Raw genomic sequence first — 22,194 nt, 5'->3', positions numbered from 1 at the left:
CGAGGGAAAAAGGGGTCAGCGTCGGGCTATCGCCAGCCATGCGTAGCCGCGATAAAGTCTTTCGAATGAAAGGCTTGCGCCGGCTTTGGCGGATTCCGATTCAAGCACTTCGTGCAGCGATTCACGCGGACTGACGTGGAATTTCCGCAGCCACGCCTGAAGCAGCGAGTGGAACCAGCCGGGCAGCTTTTCCTGCTGGCCGAAATCGACGACATGCAGCGATCCGCCGGGTGCCAGCGCGGCAAGCCCGGCGGCCACGGTCTTTTCCCAACTGGGGATCATCGACAGCGAATAGGACACGAAGACGCGGTCGAAATGCGCGACGCCGAACAGCGCCTGGGGATCGAAGTCGGTGGCATCCGCGCGGGCCAAAACAGCGCGGCCGGCGATACCGTCGCGAACGATCGCGGCCTGCGCGCTGTCCAGCATCTCGGCTGAGATGTCGAGGCCATAGAGACGGGCGTCAGGATAGTGTCGGGCGGTCAGCACAAGGTTGCGGCCGGTGCCGCAACCGAGTTCCAGCACACTGCCGCCGGCCGGCACGTCGAGACCGGCGATCAGCCGGTCGCGGCCGAGCAGATAATATTTGCGGGTCAGGTCATAGATGTGGCGCTGCCAGCGATAGACGCCGTCCATCAGTTCGGCATGATTGGCGGGAAGCTCCTGCGTGCTCATCAGCCGCGCTTCACGTAGAGGTGGAAGCCGCCATAGATCGCCGAGCGGTCGCGGGCGGAATAGTCGCGCGAGGCTTCGTCCTCGTAGTGCCACTGGTCGAGCAGGGAGGCGGAGACACGGCCCGGCAGCAGGCTGGGCTCGGCGGCGGTGCGGAAGATGACGCGCGCGCCGGGCGAGGCGGCGCGGGTGATCTCGGTCCACAGCGCGTTGAGCTGCTCGTCGGTCATCCAGTCCTGCGCGTCGAGCAGGATGAAGCGGTCGACCGTGCCGGCGTCCTTGCCGGCCAGGAATTCGATCATGTTGGCATGGTGGATGCCGACGCGGTCGACATTGGCCTTCAGCGTCGCGTGGTTTTCCTTTTCCAGATAGGCTGGCAGGGCTGCCTCGCCCGGATTGGGATAGCGGCGCGCGAAAGCCTGCCAGGCGAAATAATTGTCCTTCAGCGGGAAATCGCAAGCGAGCTTTTCGAGGCGCGCCTTCAGCACCGAGGCCATCGAGCCATCGCCGGAGGTGATGAGGGAATCGTATTGCGCCGGCGGGATGCCCAGGCCGAACAGCGAGGCCTTGCGCGAGGTTGCCCAGCGCAAAAGCTTGTTGTCGAAGACCGGCGCCAGCTTCTCGTCGAAGAAGCGGCGCTGCTCGGCGAGATCGGTGGCAGCCATGATGCCGGACGGATCGACGCCGAACAGGCGGCCGGCGCGATGGCCGGTGGCGATGAACAGGCCGAGCAGGCCGGTGCGGTAGAAATTGCGATTGAACACCTCGATGCGGCGGCGACCGCGCCAATTGCGCTTTTCCCAATAGTGGCGGCTGACCGGATCGAGATTGGGCGCGATGAAACGGTCATAGGCGGCGGAATTGTGCTCGGCGCCGGCCGCGCCGAAGAAGCGGAACAAATCGGCCTGCGTCGGCAGATCACGCACGGCGGTGAGCTTCATGCGGTTCAGCGCGATATGGGCCGCGTTGAGGTCGACGGCGTCGATTTTCGCCGGCGAGCGCGTGAGATAGGCCAGGATGTTGCAGCCGCCCGAGGCGATGGTGACGACGCGGTGGCCTTCGCCGAGCTGCATCGCCTCGATGTCGATATCGGGGTCTTCCCAGATCTGCGGGTAGACGAGACCGGAAAACAGCAGCGCGAACAGGCGCTCGGAAATGCCCGCCTTGGAGAGGGCGCGGTTCTGGTAGACCGCCTTTCCCACTTCCTTGCCGCGCCTGAAAACCAGTTCCGCAGAAACGTCCGACATGGCAAGGCGATTCCCCGTTTACATTGGGCGAAGCGCGTAGCGCAGCGGCATGACAGTGCGGTGACGCGGGGGTGACGGGCACATGACGCGGCGGAGTCGGCTTGCGCTCGGCGGCCGGCTTGTCCATTTTTCGGGGGCATAGATCGGAGACTTTTATGACTCGACGCGATTTCGACCCCACGACCGTCGTTCCGGACGGTCGTTCACCGGCGAAGGCCCGGCTTTTCGACGCCGCGCTGCCGGGTCCTTATCGCGGGTCTGTCAATGGCGAGACCTTGCCGACCGAGGTCACAATATTGACCTATGGCAACGATGAGCCCGGCACGGGGCCGGTGCTGCACATCCACCCCTATGACGAAATCTTCGTGGTCCAGCAGGGCCGCGCGCGCTTTTTCGTCGGCGACGAGGTGATCGACGCGGAGGCCGGCGACGTCGTGCTCGGACCGGCCGCCCTGCCGCACCGCTTCATCAATCTGGGGCCGGGGCGGCTGCAGACGCTCGACATCCACCTGTCGCCGAAGTGGATCCAGACCAACCTGGACTAGGGACGACGCGCTTCATCCCGCGCCATAGCCGCCCGGCGTCGGCGTCGTCACGATCACCGCCTCGCCTTTCTCCAGCACGGTCTGGTCGCAGGCTTTCAGCACATCGACGCGGCCGTCGAGGCGGCGCACCTTGGTCGAGCCCACTTCGCCGTCGCCGCCGCCATCGAGGCCTTGCGGCGGGCGCGAGCGGTGCGAGGAGAGGATCGCGCACTCCATCTTCTCCAGGAAACGGATCGAGCGGCGGGTGCCATCGCCGGCGCTCCAGCGACCCTTGCCGCCGGAGCCTTGGCGAATGCGGAAGTCCTCCAAAAGCACGGGGAAACGCAATTCGAGGATTTCCGGGTCGGTCAGGCGCGAATTGGTCATGTGGGTGTGTACGCCGGACGTGCCGGCAAAGCCGCGGCCGTCATTCATGCGCCCCGCCGGCGAGCCCGAGCAGATGGTCTCGTAGTATTGGTAGCGATCGTTGCCGAAAGTCAGGTTGTTCATCGTGCCCTGCGCGTTGGCCATGGCGCCCATGGCGCCGAACAGCGCGTTGGTGACGTGCTGCGAGGTCTCGACATTGCCAGCGACGACGGCGGCAGGGTAGGCCGGCTTGAGCATCGAGCCGTCCGGGATGACGATGGTGATCGGCCGCAAGCAGCCAGCGTTCATCGGGATGTTGTCCTCGACCATGACGCGGAAGGCGTAAAGCACGGCCGCCCGCGCCACCGGCTCCGGCGCGTTGAAATTGTTCTTCATCACCGGCGAGGTGCCGGTGAAGTCGACGGTGGCCTGGCGCCTGCCGCGGTCGATGGCGATGCTGACCTTGATGACCTGGCCGGTATCGGTGGCATAGGCATAGGCGGAACTGTCCGGCAGCCGGTCGAGCACGCGCCGCACGCTTTCGGCCGCATTGTCCTGGACATGGCCCATATAGGCTTCGACGACGTCGAGGCCGAAATGCTCGACCATGCGGCGCAGCTCGGCGACGCCCTTTTCGTTGGCGGCGATCTGTGCCTTGAGGTCGGCAACGTTCTGGGCGGGATTGCGGGCAGGGTAGCGATGGTCGGTCAGCAGGTGGACGAGTTCTGTCTCGCGGAATCGGCCTTGCTCGACCAGTCGGAAATTGTCGAACAGCACGCCTTCCTCGTCGACTGTGGTTGCCAGCGGGGTCATCGAACCGGGTGCCGTTCCGCCGACATCGGCATGGTGGCCGCGCGAGGCGGTCCAGAACAGGATGTTCTCCCGTGCGTCGTCGAACACCGGCGTCACCACGGTGATATCCGGCAGATGGGTGCCGCCATTGTAAGGGGCGTTGAGGGCGAAGACGTCGCCCGGCCGGATGTCGCCCTGGTTGAGGCGGATGATTGTTTCGACCGAGCGGTCCATCGAGCCCAGATGCACCGGCATGTGCGGGGCGTTGGCGACCAGCGCGCCGTTGCGATCGAAGACGGCGCAGGAGAAATCGAGCCGCTCCTTGATGTTGACCGAATAGGCGGTGTTCTGCAGCGTCACGCCCATCTGCTCGGCGATCGACATGAACAGGTTGTTGAACACCTCCAGCATGACCGGGTCGGCTTCGGTGCCGAGTGCCGCGCGGCGTTGCTTTTTCTCCGCGCGGCGCAAGAGCACATGGTTGCGCGCCGTGATCTCGGCCCGCCAGCCGGGTTCGACGACGATGGTCTGGTTCGGCTCGATGATCAAAGCGGGGCCGGCGACCTTGTTGCCGGCATTCATCGCCTCACGCCGGAAAATGCCGGCCTCGTGCCATTTACCCTCGCAATAGACCCGTCTGGTCTCTGGAGCTGCCGCGTCGATTTTCGCGAGCGGAGCACTGGCCTCGCCCAGGCCATTCCGGGCTTGTTCCCATCCCTCGACAGCGCCGGTTTCGACGATCATCGGCTTGTCGGCATAGACGAAGCCGAACTGCGCCTTGTGCATGGCCTCGAAATCGCGCTTCGCCGCCTCAATGGAGCCAGCGGAAAAATCGACCGGCAGAGCGGTGTCGGTGCCGTCATAGCGGATATGCAGCACCGGCCTCGTCTCGATGCCGGTTGCCGCGACGCCTTGCTCCGCAAGCTCGTTCACAACCGCCTCGCGCAGGGCAGCCAGCGCGTCCTCGATCTCAGCCAGCGCGCTCTCGGCAAGCGGCGCCAGCAACGCCTTTTGGCGCGATGCGAACACCGAGGACAGGCCGATGCCATAGGCTGACAGAAGGCCGGAAAGCGGATGGATCAGCACCGCCTCCATGCCGAGCGCATCGGCCACCAGGCAGGCATGCTGGCCGCCGGCGCCGCCGAAGCAGTTCAGCAGATATTCGGTGACGTCGTAGCCGCGCTGCACCGAAATCTTCTTGATGGCGTTGGCCATGTTTTCCACCGCGATGGTGACGAAGCCTTCGGCCACCGCCTCGGGGCTGCGGTCGTCGCCGATCTCCGTTGCCAGCGCGATAAATTTTGCCCGTACCGCCTCGGCATCCAGCGGCCGGTCTTGTCCAGGGCCGAAGATCGACGGGAAGAAATCGGGCTGCAGCTTGCCCAGCATGACATTGGCGTCGGTGACGGCGAGCGGGCCGCCGCGGCGATAGCTGGCGGGGCCGGGATTGGCGCCGGCGGAGTCCGGGCCGACGCGGAAGCGGCCGGCCTCGAAATGCAAGACCGAGCCGCCGCCGGCGGCGACGGTGTGGATGCGCATCATCGGTGCGCGGATGCGCACGCCGGCGACCTCGGTGTCGAAGGCGCGTTCGTAGTCGCCGTCATAATGGGCGACGTCGGTCGAGGTGCCGCCCATGTCGAAGCCGATGACTTTCTCGAAGCCGGCGAGCCGCGCGGTTTCCACCATGCCGACGACACCGCCGGCCGGGCCGGACAGCAGCGCGTCCTTGCCCTGGAACTTGTCGGCCGCGGTCAGGCCGCCCGAGGACATCATGAACGTCAGTCTCGGGCTCGCGGCCGAGCGCTCGCTGGGCTGTGCCGACACGATGCCCAGTTCGCCCGCCACCCGCTGCACGTAGCGCGACAGGATCGGCGACAGGTAGGCGTCGACCACTGTGGTATCGCCGCGCCCGACCAGCTTGATGAGCGGCGACACTTCGTGGCTCACCGAAACCTGCGAGAAGCCGGCTTTGTGGCAGACCTTGGCCACCGCCTTCTCATGCTCGGGATATTTCCAGGCATGCATGAAGACGATGGCGACAGCGTCGATGCCGTCGGCCTTGGCCTGTTCGATCGCCGGCTTGACATTGGCGATGTCGAGAAGCCGTTCCACGCAGCCGTCAGCGCGCACCCGCTCGTCCACCTCGACGACGCGCTCGTAGAGCTGTTCGGGCAGGATGATCTCCTTGGCGAAGATGTCGGGGCGCGCCTGATAGGCGATGCGCAACGCATCGCGAAAACCCTTGGTGATGAGCAGCAAGACGCGGTCGCCCTTGCGCTCCAGCAGCGCGTTGGTGGCGACCGTGGTGCCCATGCGCACCTCGCCGATGGCATCGGCCGGAATGGCCGTGCCGGGCGCGAGGCCGAGCAAGGTGCGAATGCCATGGATGGCGGCGTCGGGGTAGGCCTCCGGGTTTTCCGACAACAGCTTCATGGGATGGAGCGCACTGTCCGGTCCGCGCCCGATGACGTCGGTGAAGGTACCGCCGCGGTCGATCCAGAAGTCCCATTTTCCGTTCATCGACCGTCCTCTCGATGCCATTGCCCTCCCTGTTAGAGCCGATGGCGCGGCCCGGCAACGGCCGATCGCGTGGGTTCGGCTGTTACAGAGCGAAACGCAATGTGACGAAACGGATGCGCGTCTGCGGCATTGAACCGATGCCGCCCTTCACAAGGGGGTGAAGTTGCGAAGGAGAAAAGCGATGAAAAACCTCGTTCTTGCCTCGGTTTCGGCGTTGCTGTTGCTCGGTGTCGCCGCCTGCAGTGAAAACAGCGGCGGCGGCAGTGGTACCGGCACGGACAAGACCACGACGGAAAGCACGACGCCGCCTCCCGCCGACGTGCAGCCGATGAAGCCTGCGACCCCGCAGGCGCAGCCGCCAGCCGACAACACCATGAAGCCGGCGCAGCCGAACTCCACGGCACCGGCGCAATAAGCGCGGGAAGTCCTGGCTTGAAGCGGCCGGTCGATGCCGGCCGCGCAAAAACGAAGAAGGCCGGGCGTGTCCCGGCCTTTTTCTTGGTTTCTAGCGGTCAGTTGTCGAGACGTTCTGGTCTCAGACGGAAAATCCGCGATCCGGCCGGTCTGCATCGACCGACCTGCCAGCGCGGCCGGCAACGAGCCGCAGCCAGGGCGGCAGGTGGAAAGCGCTCATCAGCAGATACATCATCACCATGCCGTTGAGCGGCAGGGCGTCCGCCATGGAGGAGCAGATCATGTCCGCCCCTCCGGTGACGGCGCTGAGCAGCGCCATTGCAGCGAAGGTCGGCGTGGCAGCGAGGCAGAGCCAATCCGTGAAGCCTGCCGTTGCGCCGCGCGGCCCGTTGGGCGTGTTGCTTCCGGTTCGATCAAGCGCGAACATAGTCGTTACGCCCGACCGTATTCGTCGTTGCGGCGCCACCAGAAACCGGTTTCGTTGCGGCCTTTGGGAGCACGGTCCAGCCACTGATACATGCCCCAGATACCGTCCAGGCCACGCGAATAGGCGGAATAGGTGTGGTAGACCTGCCCGTCTTCCAACACGAAGGCGCTGAGGCCGGGCAGATCGCGCAAGAAGGTGGCAGCGTCGGTTCCGGTCGTGGCGGCAAACTGGGCGACCGGACTGTCGTCGTCGCGCGGCTGCGATTTGCTGTCGGTCAGTTCCGCTGCTGGTCCAGCCATCGCTGGCTCGCGGCGATAGTTGTAGTCGATGCCGGCGCGCTGCTGCTCTTCGCTGAACCAGACGCCGAAATCGCTGTTGAAATCGCTGCCGAAGGAGGAAGCCCAGTCGAAGCTCCATCCCATGCGCTGCCTGTAAGCGAGCAGCTTTTCCAGCGGTGCCCGCGAGATGGCGGTGAAGGCAACGTCATGGTTTTCGAGGTGCACGACGCTGCCGTTGACGCCGTCGGCGATCGAGGAGCAGGAGGGGCAACCGGCCTTGTAGTCGGGGCCGAACATGAAATGATAGACGAGCAGCTGCGAGCGGCCCTTGAAGAGGTCGACCAACGAGGCGCTGCCGGCGGCGGTGTCAAAGCGATAGTCCTTGTCGATCCGCACCCATGGCAGTTTTTGGCGCAGCTCGGCCAGTGCGTCGCTGCGCCGCGTCAATTCCTTTTCGGCCGCGAGCAGGTCGAGCCGCGCTTCGAGCCATTGTTTGCGCGTTCCTGTCACATGCATCGTCATCGAACGTCTCCTTGTGAACTCTCGGCGGACCGTCACTGGTCCGGCCGTTTGCTTCGGAATAGGATCAGGCTAAGCCCGGAGCGCGCGATGGCGGGAGTTACAAATTTGACGGGATTGCCATGGACTCGCTGATCACCGCGGCAGCCCGCGCTCTGGCGGCCGGTGATCCGCTTGGCGCCTTGAAGCGGGTCGGCCTGCGCGATGACGCGCCGGCGCTGGCTTTGCGCGGTATCACCATGGCGCAGCTTGGCGACTTCGCCCGGGCAAAGATGCTGCTCAAGAACGCGGCGCGTGCCTTTGGTCCGAAGGAAGCGGTGGCGCGCGCGCGTTGTGTCGTCGCCGAAGCCGAGATCGCGCTGGTCTCGCGCGACCTCGGCTGGCCGGTGAAGGCGCTCGATGCCGCCCGAGCGACGCTGGAAGCCCATGGTGATCGCGTCAACGCTGCTCACGCGCGCAATCTCGAAATCCGGCGCCTGCTGTTGATCGGCCGCCTCGACGAAGCCGAACGCCTGCTGACGGAAGCCGACGTCGGACCCTTGCCACCGGCGGCAAGGGCTTCGCGCGAGCTGGCGGCGGCCGGCATCGCGATCCGGCGCCTGCAGACCAGGGCTGCGCGGGCCGCTCTTGCGCGGGCCGGCGAGGCAGCGCGCCAGTCGGGCATCGGCGCGTTGATCGCCGAGGTGGAGAGCGCCGCCGTGGTGCTTGAGGCACCCGCCGCGCGGCTGATCGCCCATGGGCAGGCACGCCCCTTGCTGCTCGACGAGGTCGAGACGCTGCTGGCGTCCGGGTCGCTGGTGGTCGACGCCTGCCGCAACGTCGTGCGCGGCGGCGGCATCGTGGTGCCGCTGGCGACGCGCCCGGTGCTGTTCGCCCTTGTGCGCGAACTGGCTGAAGCGTGGCCGGGCGATGTGTCCCGAAGCACACTTCTGCTGCGTGCCTTTGGCGCGAAATATGCCGATGAATCGCATCGTGCGCGGCTGAGGGTCGAGATCGGTCGCCTGCGCGCGGAACTCAGGATGCTGGTCGAGGTGAACGCGACCAGCGAGGGTTTTGCGCTTGCGCCGCGCCGGTCCGCCGATGCGGTGGTGCTGGCACCGCCCGTCGAGGAGGAAAATGCGGCGGTGCTGGCTTTCCTGGCCGATGGCGAAGCCTGGTCGAGCTCGGCTCTGGCACTCGCGCTCGGCGCCAGCCCGCGCACGGTTCAGCGGGCGCTGGAGCAGTTGGCCGCGGCCGGCAAGGTCCACTCGTTCGGCCGTGGCCGGGCGGTTCGCTGGATGACGCCGCCGGTGCCGGGTTTCCCGACAGCCTTGTTACTCCCGGGACCGCTGCCGAGCGACTAGAGTGGCTTTGAAGGACAGGAGCCGCAGGGCTCCGTGCTCCAATATTGAAACACGAGGCTGAACCATGAAACGCACCGCCGCCGAAATCATCCGCGAATACGGTCCCTTTCCGGGCGTCGAAAAGGTGGCTGGCGTGACCTTCGATGGCCGCAATGTCTGGTTCGCCTCCGGCGACAGATTGAACGCGCTCGACCCGGCAAGCGGCGAAACCGTGCGCTCGATCGATGTTGCCGCGCATGCCGGAACTGCTTTCGATGGCCAGCATCTCTACCAGATCGCCGAGGACCGCATCCAGAAGATCGATCCAGCGAGCGGGCGCGTTCTGGCAACGATCCCGGCACCCGGCGGCGGTGGCGATTCCGGCCTTGCCTGGGCCGAGGGCTCGCTATGGGTGGGGCAGTATCGCGATTGCAAGATCCACCAGATCGATCCGGAGACGGGAACCATCCTGCGCACGATTTCCTCCAACCGCTTCGTCACCGGGGTGACCTGGGTGGACGGCGAACTCTGGCACGGCATGTGGGATGGCGAGGAGAGTGAGGTCCGGCGTGTCGATCCGAAGACCGGAGAGGTGCTGGAACGGCTGGAGTTGCCGGCCGGCTCAGGCGTTTCCGGGCTTGAATCCGACGGCGGTGACCGCTTCTTCTGCGGCGGCGGCCACTCCAGCAAGATAAGGGCGGTGCGCCGGCCGAACCGGACGGCCGCCTAGGGCGTTATCGCTCAAACGGCTTTCGCCGAACCGGCCCATGACGCGATCGTGCCTTGATAGCGCCATGCGCTTGGTTCTAAGAGAAGCGCATGTCGATTTGGGACCGCATTGGTGATTTCATCGCCCGCCTTTCCGCCTCCGCCACGGCTGGCATCGCCGAGGTGGTCGAGGCCGTGCGCACGGTGTTTTCCGGCGACGCGGAACTGCGCCGGCGCGTCTCGTTCTCGGTGGCGATGATCGCGCTGTCGGCCAAGATGGCCAAGGCCGACGGCGTCGTCACCCAGGACGAAATCCGCGCTTTCCGCGAGATTTTCGAAGTGCCGCCGGAAGAGACGCATAATGTGGCGCGGCTCTACGATCTGGCCAAGCAGGACGTTGCCGGCTTCGAGGCCTATGCCGAGAAGATGGCGGGGCTGTGCGGCTCCGGCCACGCCAACTGCATGATGCTGGAAGATATTCTCGACGGTCTCTTCCACATCGCCACCGCCGACGGCGTTTTGCATGAGCGGGAAGGGCAGTTCCTGCACCGGGTCGCCGAAATCTTCCGCATCGAGGACGTGCATTACCAGCGTATCATGGCGCGGCATGTGCATCTTGGCGCCGACGACCCCTATGTCGTGCTCGGCATCGAGCGCGGCCAGCCCTTCACCGAGGTGAAGAAGCGCTACCGCAAGCTGGTGTCCGAAAACCACCCGGACCGGCTGATCGCGCGCGGCCTGCCGCAGGAATTCATCAAGATCGCGACGACGCGTGTTGCCGCGATCAACGCGGCCTACGAGTTGATCGAACGGGACCTCGCCCCGGCATGAGCGGCTTTTCGCCCGACCATGCCGGAGCAGACGTCAGGGTATCGCCCAATTTCGGCCCGCGCCGCGGACCGTTCCGGCCAGACATGATCGTGCTGCACTATACGGGCATGGCGAGCGGAGAAGGCGCCGAAGCCTGGTTGTGCGACCCGGCGAGCGAGGTGTCGTCGCATTATCTGGTGCACAAGGACGGGCGGATCGTGCAGATGGTGCGCGAAAGCGACCGTGCGTGGCACGCGGGCAAGAGTTTCTGGCGCGGCCATGCCGACATCAACTCGGCTTCCGTTGGTATCGAGATCGTCAATCCCGGCCATTCCCTGGATTATCCGCCTTATCCGAAGCGGCAGATCGAGGCGGTGATCGGGCTTTGCGCCGGGATTGTGGCTCGCCACGGCGTCGTGCCGGAACGTATTCTGGCGCATTCGGATGTGGCACCCGGTCGCAAGGTCGATCCCGGCGAAAGGTTTCCGTGGAAGGCGCTGCATGCTGCCGGCATCGGCCATCTGGTGCCCGCGGCGCCGATCCGGCAAGGGGCGGCATTGCGCGAAGGCGACCAGGGCGCTCAGGTCGAGGAATTGCAGTCGCTGCTGGCGCTTTACGGCTATGGTCTTGGAATCACGAGGATTTTCGACCCCGCCACGCGGATCGCGGTAGAGGCCTTCCAGCGTCATTTCCGGCCGCGCCTTGTCGACGGCGTCGCCGATGGCTCGACGATCAGGACGTTGAAGCGGCTGGTTGCTTCCGCGGCGGCAAGTCTAGCCTGACCATCGTTGCGCTTCCGTTTAATATTACAATTTGTAATATGAATTGAATTGCCCGGCCTTCATTGCCGCCAAATCGGGTTTCAAAGGCAAGTCCACACCAATGCCGGACTATTGCCAAGGCTAGTTCGTCATTCATGACAGGATGTAGCGCGAAGTTCTTCGCGCGGCCAAGAAAAACAGGATCGTATGCAAAAACCGTTCGTTGTAGCGGCAGCCTTTGCTGCCGGGATGATTTCTATTGCCTTCACGTCGCAGGATAGCGCCGCGGCCAGTCCAAGGGCTGACCAGACCGCCCCAGCCGCCAATCAGACGATAGCCAAGCCGGCCAAGGCCAAGCAGGTCGTGGCGCGCTCCAAGACCGCTGCCGAGCCGTGCCCCTATCTGTTCGGCTGCGCGAAGGACAACAAGACCGCGTCGAACACCAAGGCCGGCAAGACGGTCAAGGTCGCCAAGGGCGACAGGGTCAGCAAGGGCGACAGGGTCGGCAAGGCCAGGAGGAAAGTGATGGTCGACATGACGACCACAGCCTCGATCGCGCCGCGCACCACCAAGCCTTATTACGCCGGTGGAACCGACGTGCGTTATTCCGATATCGTCGCCCGCTATGCCGCCAGCTACGGCGTGCCGGCCAGGCTGGCGCATGCCGTCATCAAGGTCGAAAGCAACTACCGGCCCGGTATGGTCGGCAGCGCCGGCGAGATCGGCCTGATGCAGATCAAGCCTGCCACCGCGCGCATGATGGGCTACAGCGGCTCGGCCAACGGGCTGCACAACCCCGAGACCAACATCAAATACGGCATGAAGTATCTGGCGATGGCGCAGGAGCTCAGCGGCGGCACCACCTGCGGCACCATTCTCAAATACAATGCCGGCCATGCCGCCAAGCGCATGAACCCGATCTCGGCGGCCTATTGCCGGAAGGTGCAGGCGCAGCTCGGCGGCGCCAGCTAAGCACGATCTCCTTGGGACCCATTTGAGCCGGCTGCGGTTTTCGTTTGCCTTTTCGCTTGCGAATGCCTTTATACGCCCTGCCAGCCGGCCGGGCGGCCGCACCAGCAAGAGCCGAAAGGCTGCGGGTGAGGAAAGTCCGGGCTCCATGGAGACACGGTGCCGGTTAATGGCCGGCGGGGGCGACCCCAGGGAAAGTGCCACAGAAAGCAAACCGCCGCGGTTCTCCGCGGCAAGGGTGAAAGGGTGGGGTAAGAGCCCACCGCGCGACCGGCAACGGGAGCGGCAGGGCAAACCCCACCGGGAGCAAAACCGAATAGGGGCGGTACGAGGGGAAACCCTCAGGGCTGTTTCCGGCCCACCGCCCGGGTAGGTTGCGTGAGGCGTATGGCAACATGCGCCCAAGATGAATGGCCGCCACGTTCCGCTCCGCAAGGGGCGGGGCCATACAGAACCCGGCTTATAGGCCGGCTGGCATTTTTCTCAGGATTTCAGTGGCTTCGGGCGACTTGATCGGATTTCGATTCAGGTCGTTCGGAGTTTGATTCAGCCGCGCCGCCTAAGCCGCCGCAATCCTGTCCAGCGATGCCTTGATCGCAGCCCACAAATCCTCCGCCGGCTCGCAGCCGATCGCCAGCCTGACGAAACCGGGCGGCACGGCGTCGCCGCGCTTGGTGCGGCGCTCGGCCGAGGTGTGGACCCCGCCGAAGGAGGTGGCGGCGGCCATCAGTTCGCAGCCATTGATGAAATTCTCGGCCTCGTCTTCCGACCCGAGCACGAAGCTGATGAGGAAGCCGAAGCGCTCCATCTGCGTGCTGGCAAGGTTGTGCGACGGGTCGCCGATGAGACCGGGAAAGCGGAGCGCCTTGACCGCCGGATGCGCCTTGATGCGCGGCGCGATCAGCTCTGCCGATGTACACATGCGGTCGAAACGCACATCGAGCGTCTCCAGCCCGCGATGCAGCAGCCAGGCGTCGAAGGGGCTCGGAATGCTGCCCGAAGTGGTGCGCCATTCCTTCACGGCCGCCATGACGTCAGCGTTGCGGCTGGCGACATGGCCGGCCAGCACGTCGGAATGGCCGTTCGGCGCCTTGGTGTCGGCCGCCACGACGATGTCGGCGCCGAGGTCGAGCGGGCGCTGGCCGAAGGGCGTCATGGTGGTGTTGTCGACGATAAGCAGGCCGCCGGCCTTGTGGATCGCTTCGGCGGCGGCCGCGATGTCGCAGATATCCAGCATCGGATTGGAAGGGCTTTCGACGAAGACCAGCCGGTAGCCGTCAAAACCGCCGTCGAGGAAGGAGGCTGTCGGGCGGGTGTCGAAATGGACCCCGAAGGCGCGCAGGAAGCGATCAGCCAGGATGCGTGTGGTGTGGTAGCCGTCGGTCGGCAAGAGGATGCGGTCGCCGGTTTTCAGAAGCGCGAAGAACGCCGCGGAAATCGCCGCCATGCCCGACGGGAAGGCAAGGGCCGGCGCGTTCTCCAGATAAGACAGCATCTCTTCGGTTCCATCCCAGGTCGGGTTCGAGAACCGGCCATATTGATGGAAGCCGGTCGAATCGCCGGGCGCATGGAAGGTGGATGCCATCGTCAGCGGTAGGGGAATGGAATCGCCCTTGGACAGACCGTCGCGCCTGAGATGAAGGAGCCCGGCGGCGCGGGAGGGAGCTGTTTCGGACATGGCGGATCTCGGGAAAAGGTCTCTGGAGAGGGTTGGAAAGCGTCGAAGCGGCGCTCGGGCGAGCATTTCAAACGCTATGCCTCGCTGCTTGCCGGGGCAAGGGCGGAGCCACTCTTAAACACTTCGTTAGGCTTAATGGAGGATAAATACGGCAGTGCCCGCAATGTCACCTTCTAAGGGGTTTGTGAAGCCTGTTCCCGTTGACGCCCATGATACCCCATGATATCCCATCTCGCTAATCAAGCCTTCGTTTCGTGTCAGGGTGAAGCGTACGCCGAACGGCCAACCGCGTCGGCTGTGCGTGTGTCGTTTTTCGCTCCGTCCGGCGCGGTGGGCCTGGTGAAGGGGCCGTGCCGCGGCGGCATGGCTGCGAGGATGTTGAGAGGTGCAGCGGCGCAAGCGGCTGTAGCGCGTCATGGACCGTTTTCTATCAAGCGCGGTGAACCGGATCGACGCCAAGGGGCGCGTCTCGGTGCCTGCGCATTTCCGCACGGTCCTGCAGAAACGCGGCTATTCGGAACTCTATGCACTGCGCTGCCTGGACCAGGCGGCGATGGATGTCGGCGGGCTCGATCTGCTCGACCGTTACGAGCAACGCATTGCGCAGGAGGATCCGTTCCTGCAGACGGCGGACGACATGTCCTTCTTCTGCCATGGCGACGGCACCTTCCTGAAGCTGGATCAGGATGGGCGCGTCACGTTGACCGATTTCATTCGCGAGCATACCGGAATAACAACCGAAGTGGCCTTCGTGGGGAGGGGCAGTTTTTTCCAGATATGGGAGCCGGGACGGCTGGCCGCCTATGGGGCGGCCGCGCGGTCCAGGCTCTTGCATCTTCGGCAGGGGACGAAGCCAGGGGAGCGGCCGGAATGACGGCGGGCCACGGCGATGATCTCCACGCCGCTGGCGGACCGGCCCGCCACATTCCGGTCCTCCTCGCCGAGGTCGTCGAGGCACTGGCGCCGCAGCGCGGCGAGGTGATCGTCGACGGCACTTTCGGCGCGGGCGGTTACACCAGGGCGGTTCTAGACAGCGGCGCATCGGTGATTGCCATCGACCGCGATCCGGACGCGATTTCAGCGGGCAGGGCGCTTGAACAGCAGGCCGACGGCAGGCTCCGCCTCGTCCATGCGCCTTTTTCGACGCTCGACCAGCATGCCGAGGGCGTCGACGGCGTCGTGCTTGACATCGGCGTTTCGTCCATGCAGCTCGACCAGGCCGAACGCGGGTTTTCCTTCCGTTTCGACGGTCCGCTCGACATGCGCATGGCGCAGTCGGGGATGAGCGCCGCCGACGTGGTCAACACCTTCAAGGCGGGCGACCTTGCCCGCATCTTCGGCTTTCTCGGCGAGGAGCGCCATTCGGGCCGCATTGCCCGCATGATCGAGACGCGGCGCGAGAAGAAGCCGTTCGAGCGCACGCTCGATCTCGCCGACGCCATCGAAACCCATATCGGCCGCAAGCCGGGCGACAAGATCCACCCGGCGACGCGGGTGTTCCAGGCGCTGCGCATCTTCGTCAATGACGAGCTTGGCGAACTGGCCATGGCACTGATCGCCGCCGAGCGGGTGCTCAGGCCCGGCGGGCGGCTCGTCGTCGTCACCTTTCATTCGCTGGAAGACCGCATCGTCAAGCGCTTCATCGCCGACCGCTCCGAACAGGCGGCCGGCTCGCGCCATATGCCGGAGACGCAGATCCGCACCGCCACGTTCCGCAAGGCGGGCGGCGGCGTGACGGCGGGCGAGGCCGAGCTTGCCGCCAATCCGCGCGCGCGTTCGGCCAGGCTGCGCGCCGCGATCCGCACCGAGGCGCCGGCCCGCGCGGGCGACCTGTCCATCTTCGGCCTTCCAAAACTTCCCGGCGTCAGCAAGCCGGGCGAGAGGTGAGCGCGTGTTCCGTACCAGTGACATCATCCTGATCGCCGTCATGGTCTCGGCGGCGGCCATGACCTACAAGATCAAGCGCGACGCCGAGGTGCAGCAGACCGCGGTCTACAAGCTGCAGTCTCAGATACGCACCGAGGAAGAGACGATCGAACTGCTCAGGGCCGACTGGAGCCTGCTGACGCAGCCGGCCCGCCTGCAGAAGCTGACCGAACTCTACAAGACACAGCTCAATCTCCAGTCCGTCGATGCGCGCCAGGTGGTCGGGCTGGATGACCTGCCGCAGCGGCCGCCGCTCTCCATCGAAGACATCATGGCCGAGAATGGCGCTGCCGGCATCGACAAGGAAAAGACCGCATCGATCGCCAAGGACAAGGCGGCGGAGAAACCAAAGCTGGCAGCCAAGGCCGCGGACAAGGCGAAGCCGGCCGACAAGAAGATTGCCGCCGTCGCCAAGCCGAAACCCGTGGCGAAGGACAAGGCGGCCAGCGCCGCCAAGCCGACTTCACTGGACAAGATCGCGCAACAGATCGAGGCTGGAGCTGACGAATGATCGGCGTTCTCAACAAGCTCCTGAAACGTTCGCCGCGCAGCGACAACGGCTCGATCGTCCTCGACAGCGCCCGCAAGGCGACCGGCGGCAAGACGCGCACCCGCGTCGTCATGACGATGACGGTGTTTTTCGGCATCTACATCGCCATCACCGGTCGGCTGGTGTGGCTGGGCTTCCAGGGGCCGAGCGATTCCGGCCCGCCGCCCAGCCGGGTGACGGCTTCGCGGCCCGACATCGTCGACCGCAATGGCGAGGTTCTGGCCACCGACATCAGGACGTCGTCGCTGTTCGCCGAGCCGCGCCACATGGTCGATGCCGACGAGGCGATCGAGAAGCTGGCGACCGTGCTGCCGGAAATCGATTACGAGCAGACCTACAAGAAGTTGAAGAGCGGTGCCGGTTTCGTCTGGCTACAGCGCCAGCTGACGCCGAAGCAGCAGTCGGAAATCATGCAGCTCGGCATTCCCGGCATCGGCTTCCGCACCGAGAAGCGGCGCTTCTATCCTGCCGGCGAGACGACCTCCTATGTTGTCGGACTGACCAACATCGACAACCAGGGCATCTCCGGCATGGAGAAGTATATCGACGATCAGGGGCTGGCCGACCTGCAGCAGTCGGGCCTCGCCGTTGCCCGCGATCTGAAGCCGGTCAAGCTGTCGATCGACCTGCGCGTCCAGCACATCGTGCGCGACGAGGTCGCGACCGCGATGGAGAAGTATCATGCGATCGCCGCCGGCGGTGTCGTGCTCAACATCAAGACCGGCGAAGTGATGGCGATGGCCTCGGTGCCGGATTTCGATCCCAACAATCCTTATAACGCCCAGGAGAAGGACCGGCTGAACCGCATGTCGGCCGGTCTTTACGAGATGGGCTCGACCTTCAAGAGCTTCACCACCGCCATGGCGCTGGATTCCGGCAAGGTGACGATGGACTCCAAGTTCGATGCCTCGCGTCCGATCACCATCGGCCGCCAGACCATCCGCGACTTCCACGGCAAGGGCCGCGTTCTGTCGGTGCCGGAAGTGTTCATCTATTCCTCCAACATCGGCTCGGCCAAGGAAGCCGACGTCGTCGGCATCGAAGGCCACCGCGAGTTCCTGCACCGCCTCGGCGTGCTGGAAAAGATGAAGACCGAACTGCCGGAAGTGGCCAAGCCCACTGAGCCGAAAGTCTGGAAGAAGGTGCATTCGATCACCGCCGCCTTCGGCCACGGCATCTCGACCACGCCGCTGCAAACGGCGGTCGGTTGCGCGGCGCTGATGAATGGCGGCTTCCTGATCCAGCCGACCTTCCTGACCCGCACCGCCGATCAGGCGATGGACGTCGCCAAGAAGGTGGTCAGCGAGAAGACCGTGGAGGGCATGCGCTATCTCTACACGCTGAACGCCGAAAAAGGCTCCGGCAAGAACGCCCGAGTCGCCGGCTATCGCGTCGGCGGCAAGACCGGCACTGCGGAAAAGGTCATCAACGGCCGTTATTCGAAGGATGTCCGCTTCAACGCCTTCGTGGCGGCGTTCCCGATGGACGATCCACAATATATCGTGTTGACCATCATCGACGAGCCGAAGCCGGAAAAGCCCGGCATGGGCGCCACCGCCGGCTCCAACGCCGCGCCGATGGTGGCCAACATCATCCGCCGCTCGGCGCCGATGCTTGGCGTCAAGCCCGATTTCGGCCAAGAAAATGCGGCAACGATGGTGTCCTACTGAGTGATTCTTAAGAGGCGCGCCGGGATGCGCGCCGTTTTGTTGCAATGACTGGGGTTCGATGAAACTTAGAGATCTAGCCGGTGTCCTGCCTGTCGAGGCTTCCTCCGACACAGCGGTGACCGGCGTCGCTTCGGATTCGCGGCAGGTCCGTACCGGCAATCTGTTCTTTGCGCTGGCTGGCTCGAAGGCCGATGGCGCGACCTTTGCCGCGGACGCTGCCAAGCGCGGTGCATCGGCCATCGTTGCCGCGCGCGGTGCCGGCCTTTCCGGCCTCGGCGTGCCGGTGATCTCCGTGGATGATCCGCGCCACGCGCTGGCGCTCGCGGCAGCCCGTTTCTTCGGCGGCCAGCCTGAAACCATGGTCGCCGTCACCGGCACCAGCGGCAAGACCTCGGTCGCCGCCTTCACCCGCCAGATCTGGGACCATGCGGGGTTTGCCGCCGCCTCCATCGGCACTACCGGGGTCGTAGCGCCAGGCCGCGACGAATACGGTTCGCTGACCACGCCGGACCCGGTCGCGTTGCACCGCCTGCTCAAGGAACTGGCCGACGCCGGCGTCACCCATGCCGCGATGGAAGCCTCCAGCCATGGCCTCGACCAGCGCCGGCTGGACGGCGTGAAGCTCGCTGCAGGCGCGTTCACCAATCTCGGTCGCGACCATATGGATTACCACCCGACGGTCGAGGACTATCACCGCGCCAAGCTGCGCCTGTTCGATGCGCTGCTGCCCAAGGGCGCGCCGGCGGTGATCTTCGCCGACGACCCGTGGTCGGCCCCGACCGTTGCCGCCGCAAAAGCGGCCGGGCTTTCCGTGCTCACCGTCGGCCGCCATGGTGATTTCCTGCAACTCAAGCGCGTCGAGCACGAGCGCCATCGGCAGCGGGCCGAAATCGAGGCCGACGGCGTCATCTACGAGATCGACCTGCCGCTGGCCGGCGACTTCCAGATCTATAATGCGCTGGTTTCGGCCGGGCTGGCGATGGCCACCGGCACGCCGGCGGCCAAGGCCCTGGCTGCTCTCGAAAAGCTGAAGGGCGCGCCCGGTCGGCTCGACCTGGTCGGTACGACCTCGGTCGGCGCGCCGGTCTATGTCGATTACGCCCACAAGCCGGACGCGCTGGAGAATGTGCTGTCCTCGGTGCGGCCCTTCACCACCGGTCGCGTCCTGGTGGTGTTCGGCTGCGGCGGCGACCGCGACCGCGGCAAACGCCCGATCATGGGCGAGATCGCCACGCGACTGGCCGACGTCGTCATCGTCACAGACGACAACCCGCGCTCGGAAGTGCCGCAAGAAATCCGCGCCGCCATCATGGCGGCGGCGCCCGGCGCCATCGAGATCGGCGACCGCCGCAAGGCGATCCACGAAGCGGTGGCGATGCTCGATGCCGGCGACACGCTGATCGTGGCCGGCAAGGGCCATGAGGAAGGGCAGACCGTCGGCGCCGAAACGCTGCCGTTCTCCGATCACGAGGAGGTGCGCGCCGCACTCAGGGAGCGTGCCGCATGAGCCATCTGTGGACCGCCGACGCCCTTGTTGCCGCCCTTGACGGCCGCCCGATCGGCGCCATGCCGGAAGGCGTCAGCGGCATTTCCATCGACAGCCGCACATTGCAGCCGGGCGAGGCCTTCTTCGCCATCAAGGGCGACGCGATGGACGGGCACGACTTCGCCACCGCCGCCATCAAGGCCGGCGCCGGCGTTCTCATCGTCGCCGAAGGCAAATTACCGGCGCTTGGCCGGCTGACCGCGCCGATGATCGTGGTGCCCGACGTGCTGGCATCGCTTGAAAAGCTCGGCGTGGCGTCGCGCGCGCGTTCCCGCGCCAGGATCATCGCGGTGACCGGCTCTGTCGGCAAGACCACCACCAAGGAAGCGCTTCGTCACGTCCTGTCCGTGGTCGGCAAGGTGCATGCCTCGGCCGCCTCCTTCAACAACCATTGGGGCGTGCCGCTGACCTTGGCGCGCATGCCGCAGGACACCGACTACGGCGTCTTCGAAATCGGCATGAACCATCCCGACGAGATCCGGCCGCTGGTGAAGATGGTGCGCCCGCATGTCGCCATCGTCACTTTGATCGCGGCCGCCCATCTCGGCTTCTTCCGCAATCTGGACGAGATCGCCAAGGCCAAGGCCGAAATCTTCGAAGGGCTGGAGCCGGAAGGCGCGGCGCTGCTCAACCGCGACGACCCGCGCTCGACGCTGCTGGCTAAGATGGCGCGCCAGGCCGGTGTCGCCCATGTCTTCGGCTTCGGCGAGGCGCAGCGCTCCACCTATCGCCTGGTCGACTGCGTGCTTGCGGCCGACCATTCGGTCATCACCGTCAAGATCGCCGGCAAGGAATTGGTGGCGCGCGTCGGTGCGCCAGGACGGCATATCGCGCAGAATGCGCTGGCGGTGCTGGGTGCGGCCCATCTCGTCGGCGCCGAGGTTACGCGTATCGCCGAGGCCCTGGCCGACCTGTCGGCGGCACCGGGCCGTGGCCTGCGCCATGTGCTCGGCCTGCCCGGCGGCACGGCGACGCTGATCGACGAAAGCTACAACGCCAACCCGACCTCGATGCGCGCGGCGTTGACGCTGCTGCGCGACACGCCGGTGGCCGAAGGCGGACGCCGCGTCGCCGTGCTCGGCGACATGCTGGAACTGGGCTCGCAGTCGCAGAAGCTGCATGCCGCATTGGCCGAGCCTGTAACGGAGGCGGGCGCCGACATGGTGCTGCTCGCCGGACCTGATATGCAGGCCCTGGCGGAAGCGCTGCCGGCCGAGGCGAACGTCACTTACATGCCAACCACCGACGCGCTGAAGCCTGCGCTCATCAAGGCCTTGCAGCCGGGCGACGTGGTGATGGTCAAGTCATCGAAGGGTATCGGCTTCGCCAAGCTGGTCGACACTCTGGTCAAGACATTTCCGGCGGAGACCGCCGCAACGCAGATTTGAAGGCCCCGGGGGACGAAAACGCATGTTCTGGCTTCTCGTCGACTTTGCCGACCACGTCACGGTCTTCAATGTCTTTCGCTACATCACCTTCCGCACCGGCGGCGCGCTGATCACGGCCGCCCTCATCGTCTTCATCTTCGGGCCGACGATCATCAATTCGCTGCGTGTGCGCCAGGGCAAGGGGCAGCCGATCCGCGCCGACGGGCCGCAGACGCATTTCAAGAAGGCCGGCACGCCGACCATGGGCGGGCTGATGATCCTGACCGGCATCATCGGCTCGTCGCTTCTGTGGGCGAACCTGACCAGCATCTATGTCTGGGTAGTGTTGTTCGTCACGCTCGGCTTCGGCGCCATCGGCTTCTATGACGACTACCTCAAGGTCACCAAGCAGTCGCATCTCGGCTTTTCCGGCAAGGCGCGCCTGGCGCTCGAATTCATCATCGCCGGCATCGCCGCCTGGATCATCATGCGCAGCGGCCAGCCGCCGTTCTCCTCCTCGCTGACCTTTCCGTTCTTCAAGGAACTGATCATCAATCTCGGTTTCTTCTTCATCCCCTTCGCCGCCTTCGTGGTGGTGGGCGCGGGCAACGCCGTGAACCTGACCGACGGTCTGGACGGCCTCGCCATCGTGCCGATCATGATCGCGGCCGCCTCCTTCGGCGTCATCGCCTATCTGTCGGGCAACGCGGTGTTCGCGGAGTATCTGCAGATCCATTTCGTGCCGGGCACCGGCGAACTGGCGGTGATCCTGGGCGCGGTGATCGGCGCCGGCCTCGGCTTCCTGTGGTTCAACGCGCCGCCCGCGGCGATCTTCATGGGCGATACCGGTTCGCTGGCGCTTGGCGGATTGATCGGCACGGTGGCGGTCGCGGTCAAGCACGAGATCGTCATGGCCATCATCGGCGGCCTGTTCGTCCTGGAAATCCTCTCGGTGATCATCCAGGTCGGCTACTTCAAGATGACCGGCAAGCGTGTGTTCCTGATGGCGCCGATCCATCACCATTTCGAAAAGCTCGGCTGGACCGAGAGCCAGGTCGTCATCCGCTTCTGGATCATCGCCGTCATCCTGGCGCTGATCGGCCTCTCCACCCTCAAGCTGCGATAGGC

At 65.3% G+C, this 22,194-nt stretch carries 19 protein-coding genes, 1 other RNA gene and 1 pseudogene; 15 read left to right on the top strand and 6 right to left on the bottom strand.

Features of this window, described 5'->3' with window-relative positions; all coding sequences use genetic code 11:
* Nucleotides 1-15: 15 nt before the first annotated feature.
* A complete protein-coding gene (locus AB4136_RS18620) occupies nt 16-675 on the bottom strand; it encodes a class I SAM-dependent methyltransferase (protein ID WP_137900825.1) in 660 nt (219 codons plus the stop codon).
* A complete protein-coding gene (locus tag AB4136_RS18615; RefSeq protein WP_024923460.1) occupies nt 675-1,919 on the bottom strand; it encodes a DUF3419 family protein in 1,245 nt (414 codons plus the stop codon). Before AB4136_RS18615 ends, AB4136_RS18620 begins: the two co-directional genes overlap by 1 nt.
* Nucleotides 1,920-2,074: 155 nt before the next feature.
* On the opposite strand from AB4136_RS18615, the gene AB4136_RS18610 reads away from it, so the two are divergent.
* Nucleotides 2,075-2,464, top strand: a complete 390-nt coding sequence (locus AB4136_RS18610) for a cupin domain-containing protein (RefSeq protein WP_024923459.1) — start codon at nt 2,075-2,077, stop codon at nt 2,462-2,464.
* Between the two features lie 12 nt (nt 2,465-2,476).
* Here AB4136_RS18610 and AB4136_RS18605 read toward each other — a convergent pair whose 3' ends face one another.
* The gene (locus AB4136_RS18605) at nt 2,477-6,121 is read right to left on the bottom strand and encodes a hydantoinase B/oxoprolinase family protein (RefSeq protein ID WP_024923458.1); all 3,645 of its coding nucleotides are present in this window, start codon (nt 6,119-6,121) and stop codon (nt 2,477-2,479) included.
* A 181-nt stretch (nt 6,122-6,302) separates the two neighbouring features.
* On the opposite strand from AB4136_RS18605, the gene AB4136_RS18600 reads away from it, so the two are divergent.
* On the top strand, nt 6,303-6,536 hold the full coding sequence (locus AB4136_RS18600; protein ID WP_024923457.1) for a hypothetical protein: 234 nt from the start codon (nt 6,303-6,305) through the stop codon (nt 6,534-6,536).
* A 120-nt stretch (nt 6,537-6,656) separates the two neighbouring features.
* Here the strand turns inward: AB4136_RS18600 and AB4136_RS18595 are convergent, their stop codons facing one another.
* Nucleotides 6,657-6,962 carry a hypothetical protein gene (locus tag AB4136_RS18595; RefSeq protein WP_024923456.1) on the bottom strand — a complete coding sequence of 102 codons (306 nt, stop codon included), beginning with the start codon at nt 6,960-6,962 and terminating at the stop codon, nt 6,657-6,659.
* 5 nt (nt 6,963-6,967) lie between these two features.
* Nucleotides 6,968-7,762, bottom strand: a complete 795-nt coding sequence (locus AB4136_RS18590) for a DUF899 domain-containing protein (protein ID WP_024923455.1) — start codon at nt 7,760-7,762, stop codon at nt 6,968-6,970.
* Between the two features lie 119 nt (nt 7,763-7,881).
* Between AB4136_RS18590 and AB4136_RS18585 the strand changes: the two genes are divergently transcribed.
* The 6 genes from AB4136_RS18585 (at nt 7,882) to rnpB (ending at nt 12,808) form a co-directional block, all read left to right on the top strand.
* Nucleotides 7,882-9,102 (top strand): hypothetical protein, encoded by a 1,221-nt coding sequence (locus AB4136_RS18585; RefSeq protein ID WP_024923454.1) that lies wholly within the window; start codon nt 7,882-7,884, stop codon nt 9,100-9,102.
* A 64-nt stretch (nt 9,103-9,166) separates the two neighbouring features.
* Nucleotides 9,167-9,811: a Vgb family protein gene (locus AB4136_RS18580; protein WP_024923453.1), complete on the top strand. Its 645-nt coding sequence runs from the start codon at nt 9,167-9,169 to the stop codon at nt 9,809-9,811.
* A gap of 89 nt (nt 9,812-9,900) precedes the next feature.
* Complete coding sequence (locus AB4136_RS18575; protein WP_024923452.1) at nt 9,901-10,620, top strand: J domain-containing protein; 720 nt, start codon at nt 9,901-9,903, stop codon at nt 10,618-10,620.
* Nucleotides 10,617-11,381, top strand: coding sequence for a peptidoglycan recognition protein family protein (locus AB4136_RS18570; protein ID WP_024923451.1), 765 nt, complete (start codon nt 10,617-10,619; stop codon nt 11,379-11,381). Before AB4136_RS18575 ends, AB4136_RS18570 begins: the two co-directional genes overlap by 4 nt.
* 186 nt (nt 11,382-11,567) lie before the next feature.
* Nucleotides 11,568-12,332, top strand: a complete 765-nt coding sequence (locus AB4136_RS18565; RefSeq protein WP_024923450.1) for a lytic transglycosylase domain-containing protein — start codon at nt 11,568-11,570, stop codon at nt 12,330-12,332.
* Between the two features lie 80 nt (nt 12,333-12,412).
* Nucleotides 12,413-12,808, top strand: an RNA gene (rnpB, locus tag AB4136_RS18560) — RNase P RNA component class A.
* A gap of 80 nt (nt 12,809-12,888) precedes the next feature.
* Here the strand turns inward: rnpB and AB4136_RS18555 are convergent.
* Complete coding sequence (locus AB4136_RS18555; RefSeq protein ID WP_024923449.1) at nt 12,889-14,007, bottom strand: cystathionine gamma-lyase; 1,119 nt, start codon at nt 14,005-14,007, stop codon at nt 12,889-12,891.
* Between the two features lie 415 nt (nt 14,008-14,422).
* Between AB4136_RS18555 and mraZ the strand changes: the two genes are divergently transcribed.
* The 7 genes and pseudogenes from mraZ to mraY all read left to right on the top strand — a co-directional run bounded on the left by mraZ (nt 14,423) and on the right by mraY (nt 22,192).
* Complete coding sequence (gene mraZ / locus AB4136_RS18550; protein WP_024923448.1) at nt 14,423-14,881, top strand: division/cell wall cluster transcriptional repressor MraZ; 459 nt, start codon at nt 14,423-14,425, stop codon at nt 14,879-14,881.
* On the top strand, nt 14,878-15,894 hold the full coding sequence (gene rsmH, locus AB4136_RS18545) for a 16S rRNA (cytosine(1402)-N(4))-methyltransferase RsmH (RefSeq protein ID WP_024923447.1): 1,017 nt from the start codon (nt 14,878-14,880) through the stop codon (nt 15,892-15,894). Before mraZ ends, rsmH begins: the two co-directional genes overlap by 4 nt.
* A gap of 4 nt (nt 15,895-15,898) precedes the next feature.
* A pseudogene (gene ftsL / locus AB4136_RS18540) lies at nt 15,899-16,264 on the top strand (cell division protein FtsL); the annotation flags it as partial.
* Nucleotides 16,265-16,440: 176 nt separating this feature from the next.
* Entirely contained in the window at nt 16,441-18,153 is a 1,713-nt protein-coding gene (locus AB4136_RS18535) for a peptidoglycan D,D-transpeptidase FtsI family protein (protein ID WP_024923445.1), read from the top strand.
* A gap of 58 nt (nt 18,154-18,211) precedes the next feature.
* Nucleotides 18,212-19,660 carry a UDP-N-acetylmuramoyl-L-alanyl-D-glutamate--2,6-diaminopimelate ligase gene (locus AB4136_RS18530; RefSeq protein WP_024923444.1) on the top strand — a complete coding sequence of 483 codons (1,449 nt, stop codon included), beginning with the start codon at nt 18,212-18,214 and terminating at the stop codon, nt 19,658-19,660.
* A complete protein-coding gene (locus tag AB4136_RS18525) occupies nt 19,657-21,087 on the top strand; it encodes a UDP-N-acetylmuramoylalanyl-D-glutamyl-2,6-diaminopimelate--D-alanyl-D-alanine ligase (protein WP_024923443.1) in 1,431 nt (476 codons plus the stop codon). The genes AB4136_RS18530 and AB4136_RS18525 overlap by 4 nt, the downstream gene beginning before the upstream one ends.
* Nucleotides 21,088-21,109: 22 nt before the next feature.
* Nucleotides 21,110-22,192, top strand: coding sequence for a phospho-N-acetylmuramoyl-pentapeptide-transferase (gene mraY / locus AB4136_RS18520; RefSeq protein WP_024923442.1), 1,083 nt, complete (start codon nt 21,110-21,112; stop codon nt 22,190-22,192).
* Nucleotides 22,193-22,194: the final 2 nt, after the last annotated feature.

It is taken from the genome of Mesorhizobium sp. 2RAF21, assembly GCF_052115345.1.
GTDB lineage: Bacteria > Pseudomonadota > Alphaproteobacteria > Rhizobiales > Rhizobiaceae > Mesorhizobium > Mesorhizobium terrae.
Note: the sequence above shows the minus strand (reverse complement) of the source record. Positions and strands in the feature narration are given on the sequence as shown.

Excerpts from the sequence above, each read along its gene's own strand:
- AB4136_RS18580 (WP_024923453.1), top strand. The coding sequence starts at position 9,167 with ATGAAACGCACCGCCGCCGAAATCATCCGCGAATACGGTCCCTTTCCG.
- rsmH (WP_024923447.1), top strand. The coding sequence starts at position 14,878 with ATGACGGCGGGCCACGGCGATGATCTCCACGCCGCTGGCGGACCGGCC.
- AB4136_RS18590 (WP_024923455.1), bottom strand. The coding sequence starts at position 7,762 with ATGACGATGCATGTGACAGGAACGCGCAAACAATGGCTCGAAGCGCGG.
- AB4136_RS18585 (WP_024923454.1), top strand. The coding sequence starts at position 7,882 with ATGGACTCGCTGATCACCGCGGCAGCCCGCGCTCTGGCGGCCGGTGAT.
- mraY (WP_024923442.1), top strand. The coding sequence starts at position 21,110 with ATGTTCTGGCTTCTCGTCGACTTTGCCGACCACGTCACGGTCTTCAAT.
- AB4136_RS18605 (WP_024923458.1), bottom strand. The coding sequence starts at position 6,121 with ATGAACGGAAAATGGGACTTCTGGATCGACCGCGGCGGTACCTTCACC.
- AB4136_RS18595 (WP_024923456.1), bottom strand. The coding sequence starts at position 6,962 with ATGTTCGCGCTTGATCGAACCGGAAGCAACACGCCCAACGGGCCGCGC.
- AB4136_RS18555 (WP_024923449.1), bottom strand. The coding sequence starts at position 14,007 with ATGTCCGAAACAGCTCCCTCCCGCGCCGCCGGGCTCCTTCATCTCAGG.
- AB4136_RS18610 (WP_024923459.1), top strand. The coding sequence starts at position 2,075 with ATGACTCGACGCGATTTCGACCCCACGACCGTCGTTCCGGACGGTCGT.
- AB4136_RS18525 (WP_024923443.1), top strand. The coding sequence starts at position 19,657 with ATGAGCCATCTGTGGACCGCCGACGCCCTTGTTGCCGCCCTTGACGGC.
- mraZ (WP_024923448.1), top strand. The coding sequence starts at position 14,423 with ATGGACCGTTTTCTATCAAGCGCGGTGAACCGGATCGACGCCAAGGGG.
- AB4136_RS18570 (WP_024923451.1), top strand. The coding sequence starts at position 10,617 with ATGAGCGGCTTTTCGCCCGACCATGCCGGAGCAGACGTCAGGGTATCG.
- AB4136_RS18535 (WP_024923445.1), top strand. The coding sequence starts at position 16,441 with ATGATCGGCGTTCTCAACAAGCTCCTGAAACGTTCGCCGCGCAGCGAC.
- AB4136_RS18600 (WP_024923457.1), top strand. The coding sequence starts at position 6,303 with ATGAAAAACCTCGTTCTTGCCTCGGTTTCGGCGTTGCTGTTGCTCGGT.
- AB4136_RS18615 (WP_024923460.1), bottom strand. The coding sequence starts at position 1,919 with ATGTCGGACGTTTCTGCGGAACTGGTTTTCAGGCGCGGCAAGGAAGTG.
- AB4136_RS18565 (WP_024923450.1), top strand. The coding sequence starts at position 11,568 with ATGCAAAAACCGTTCGTTGTAGCGGCAGCCTTTGCTGCCGGGATGATT.
- AB4136_RS18620 (WP_137900825.1), bottom strand. The coding sequence starts at position 675 with ATGAGCACGCAGGAGCTTCCCGCCAATCATGCCGAACTGATGGACGGC.
- AB4136_RS18575 (WP_024923452.1), top strand. The coding sequence starts at position 9,901 with ATGTCGATTTGGGACCGCATTGGTGATTTCATCGCCCGCCTTTCCGCC.
- AB4136_RS18530 (WP_024923444.1), top strand. The coding sequence starts at position 18,212 with ATGAAACTTAGAGATCTAGCCGGTGTCCTGCCTGTCGAGGCTTCCTCC.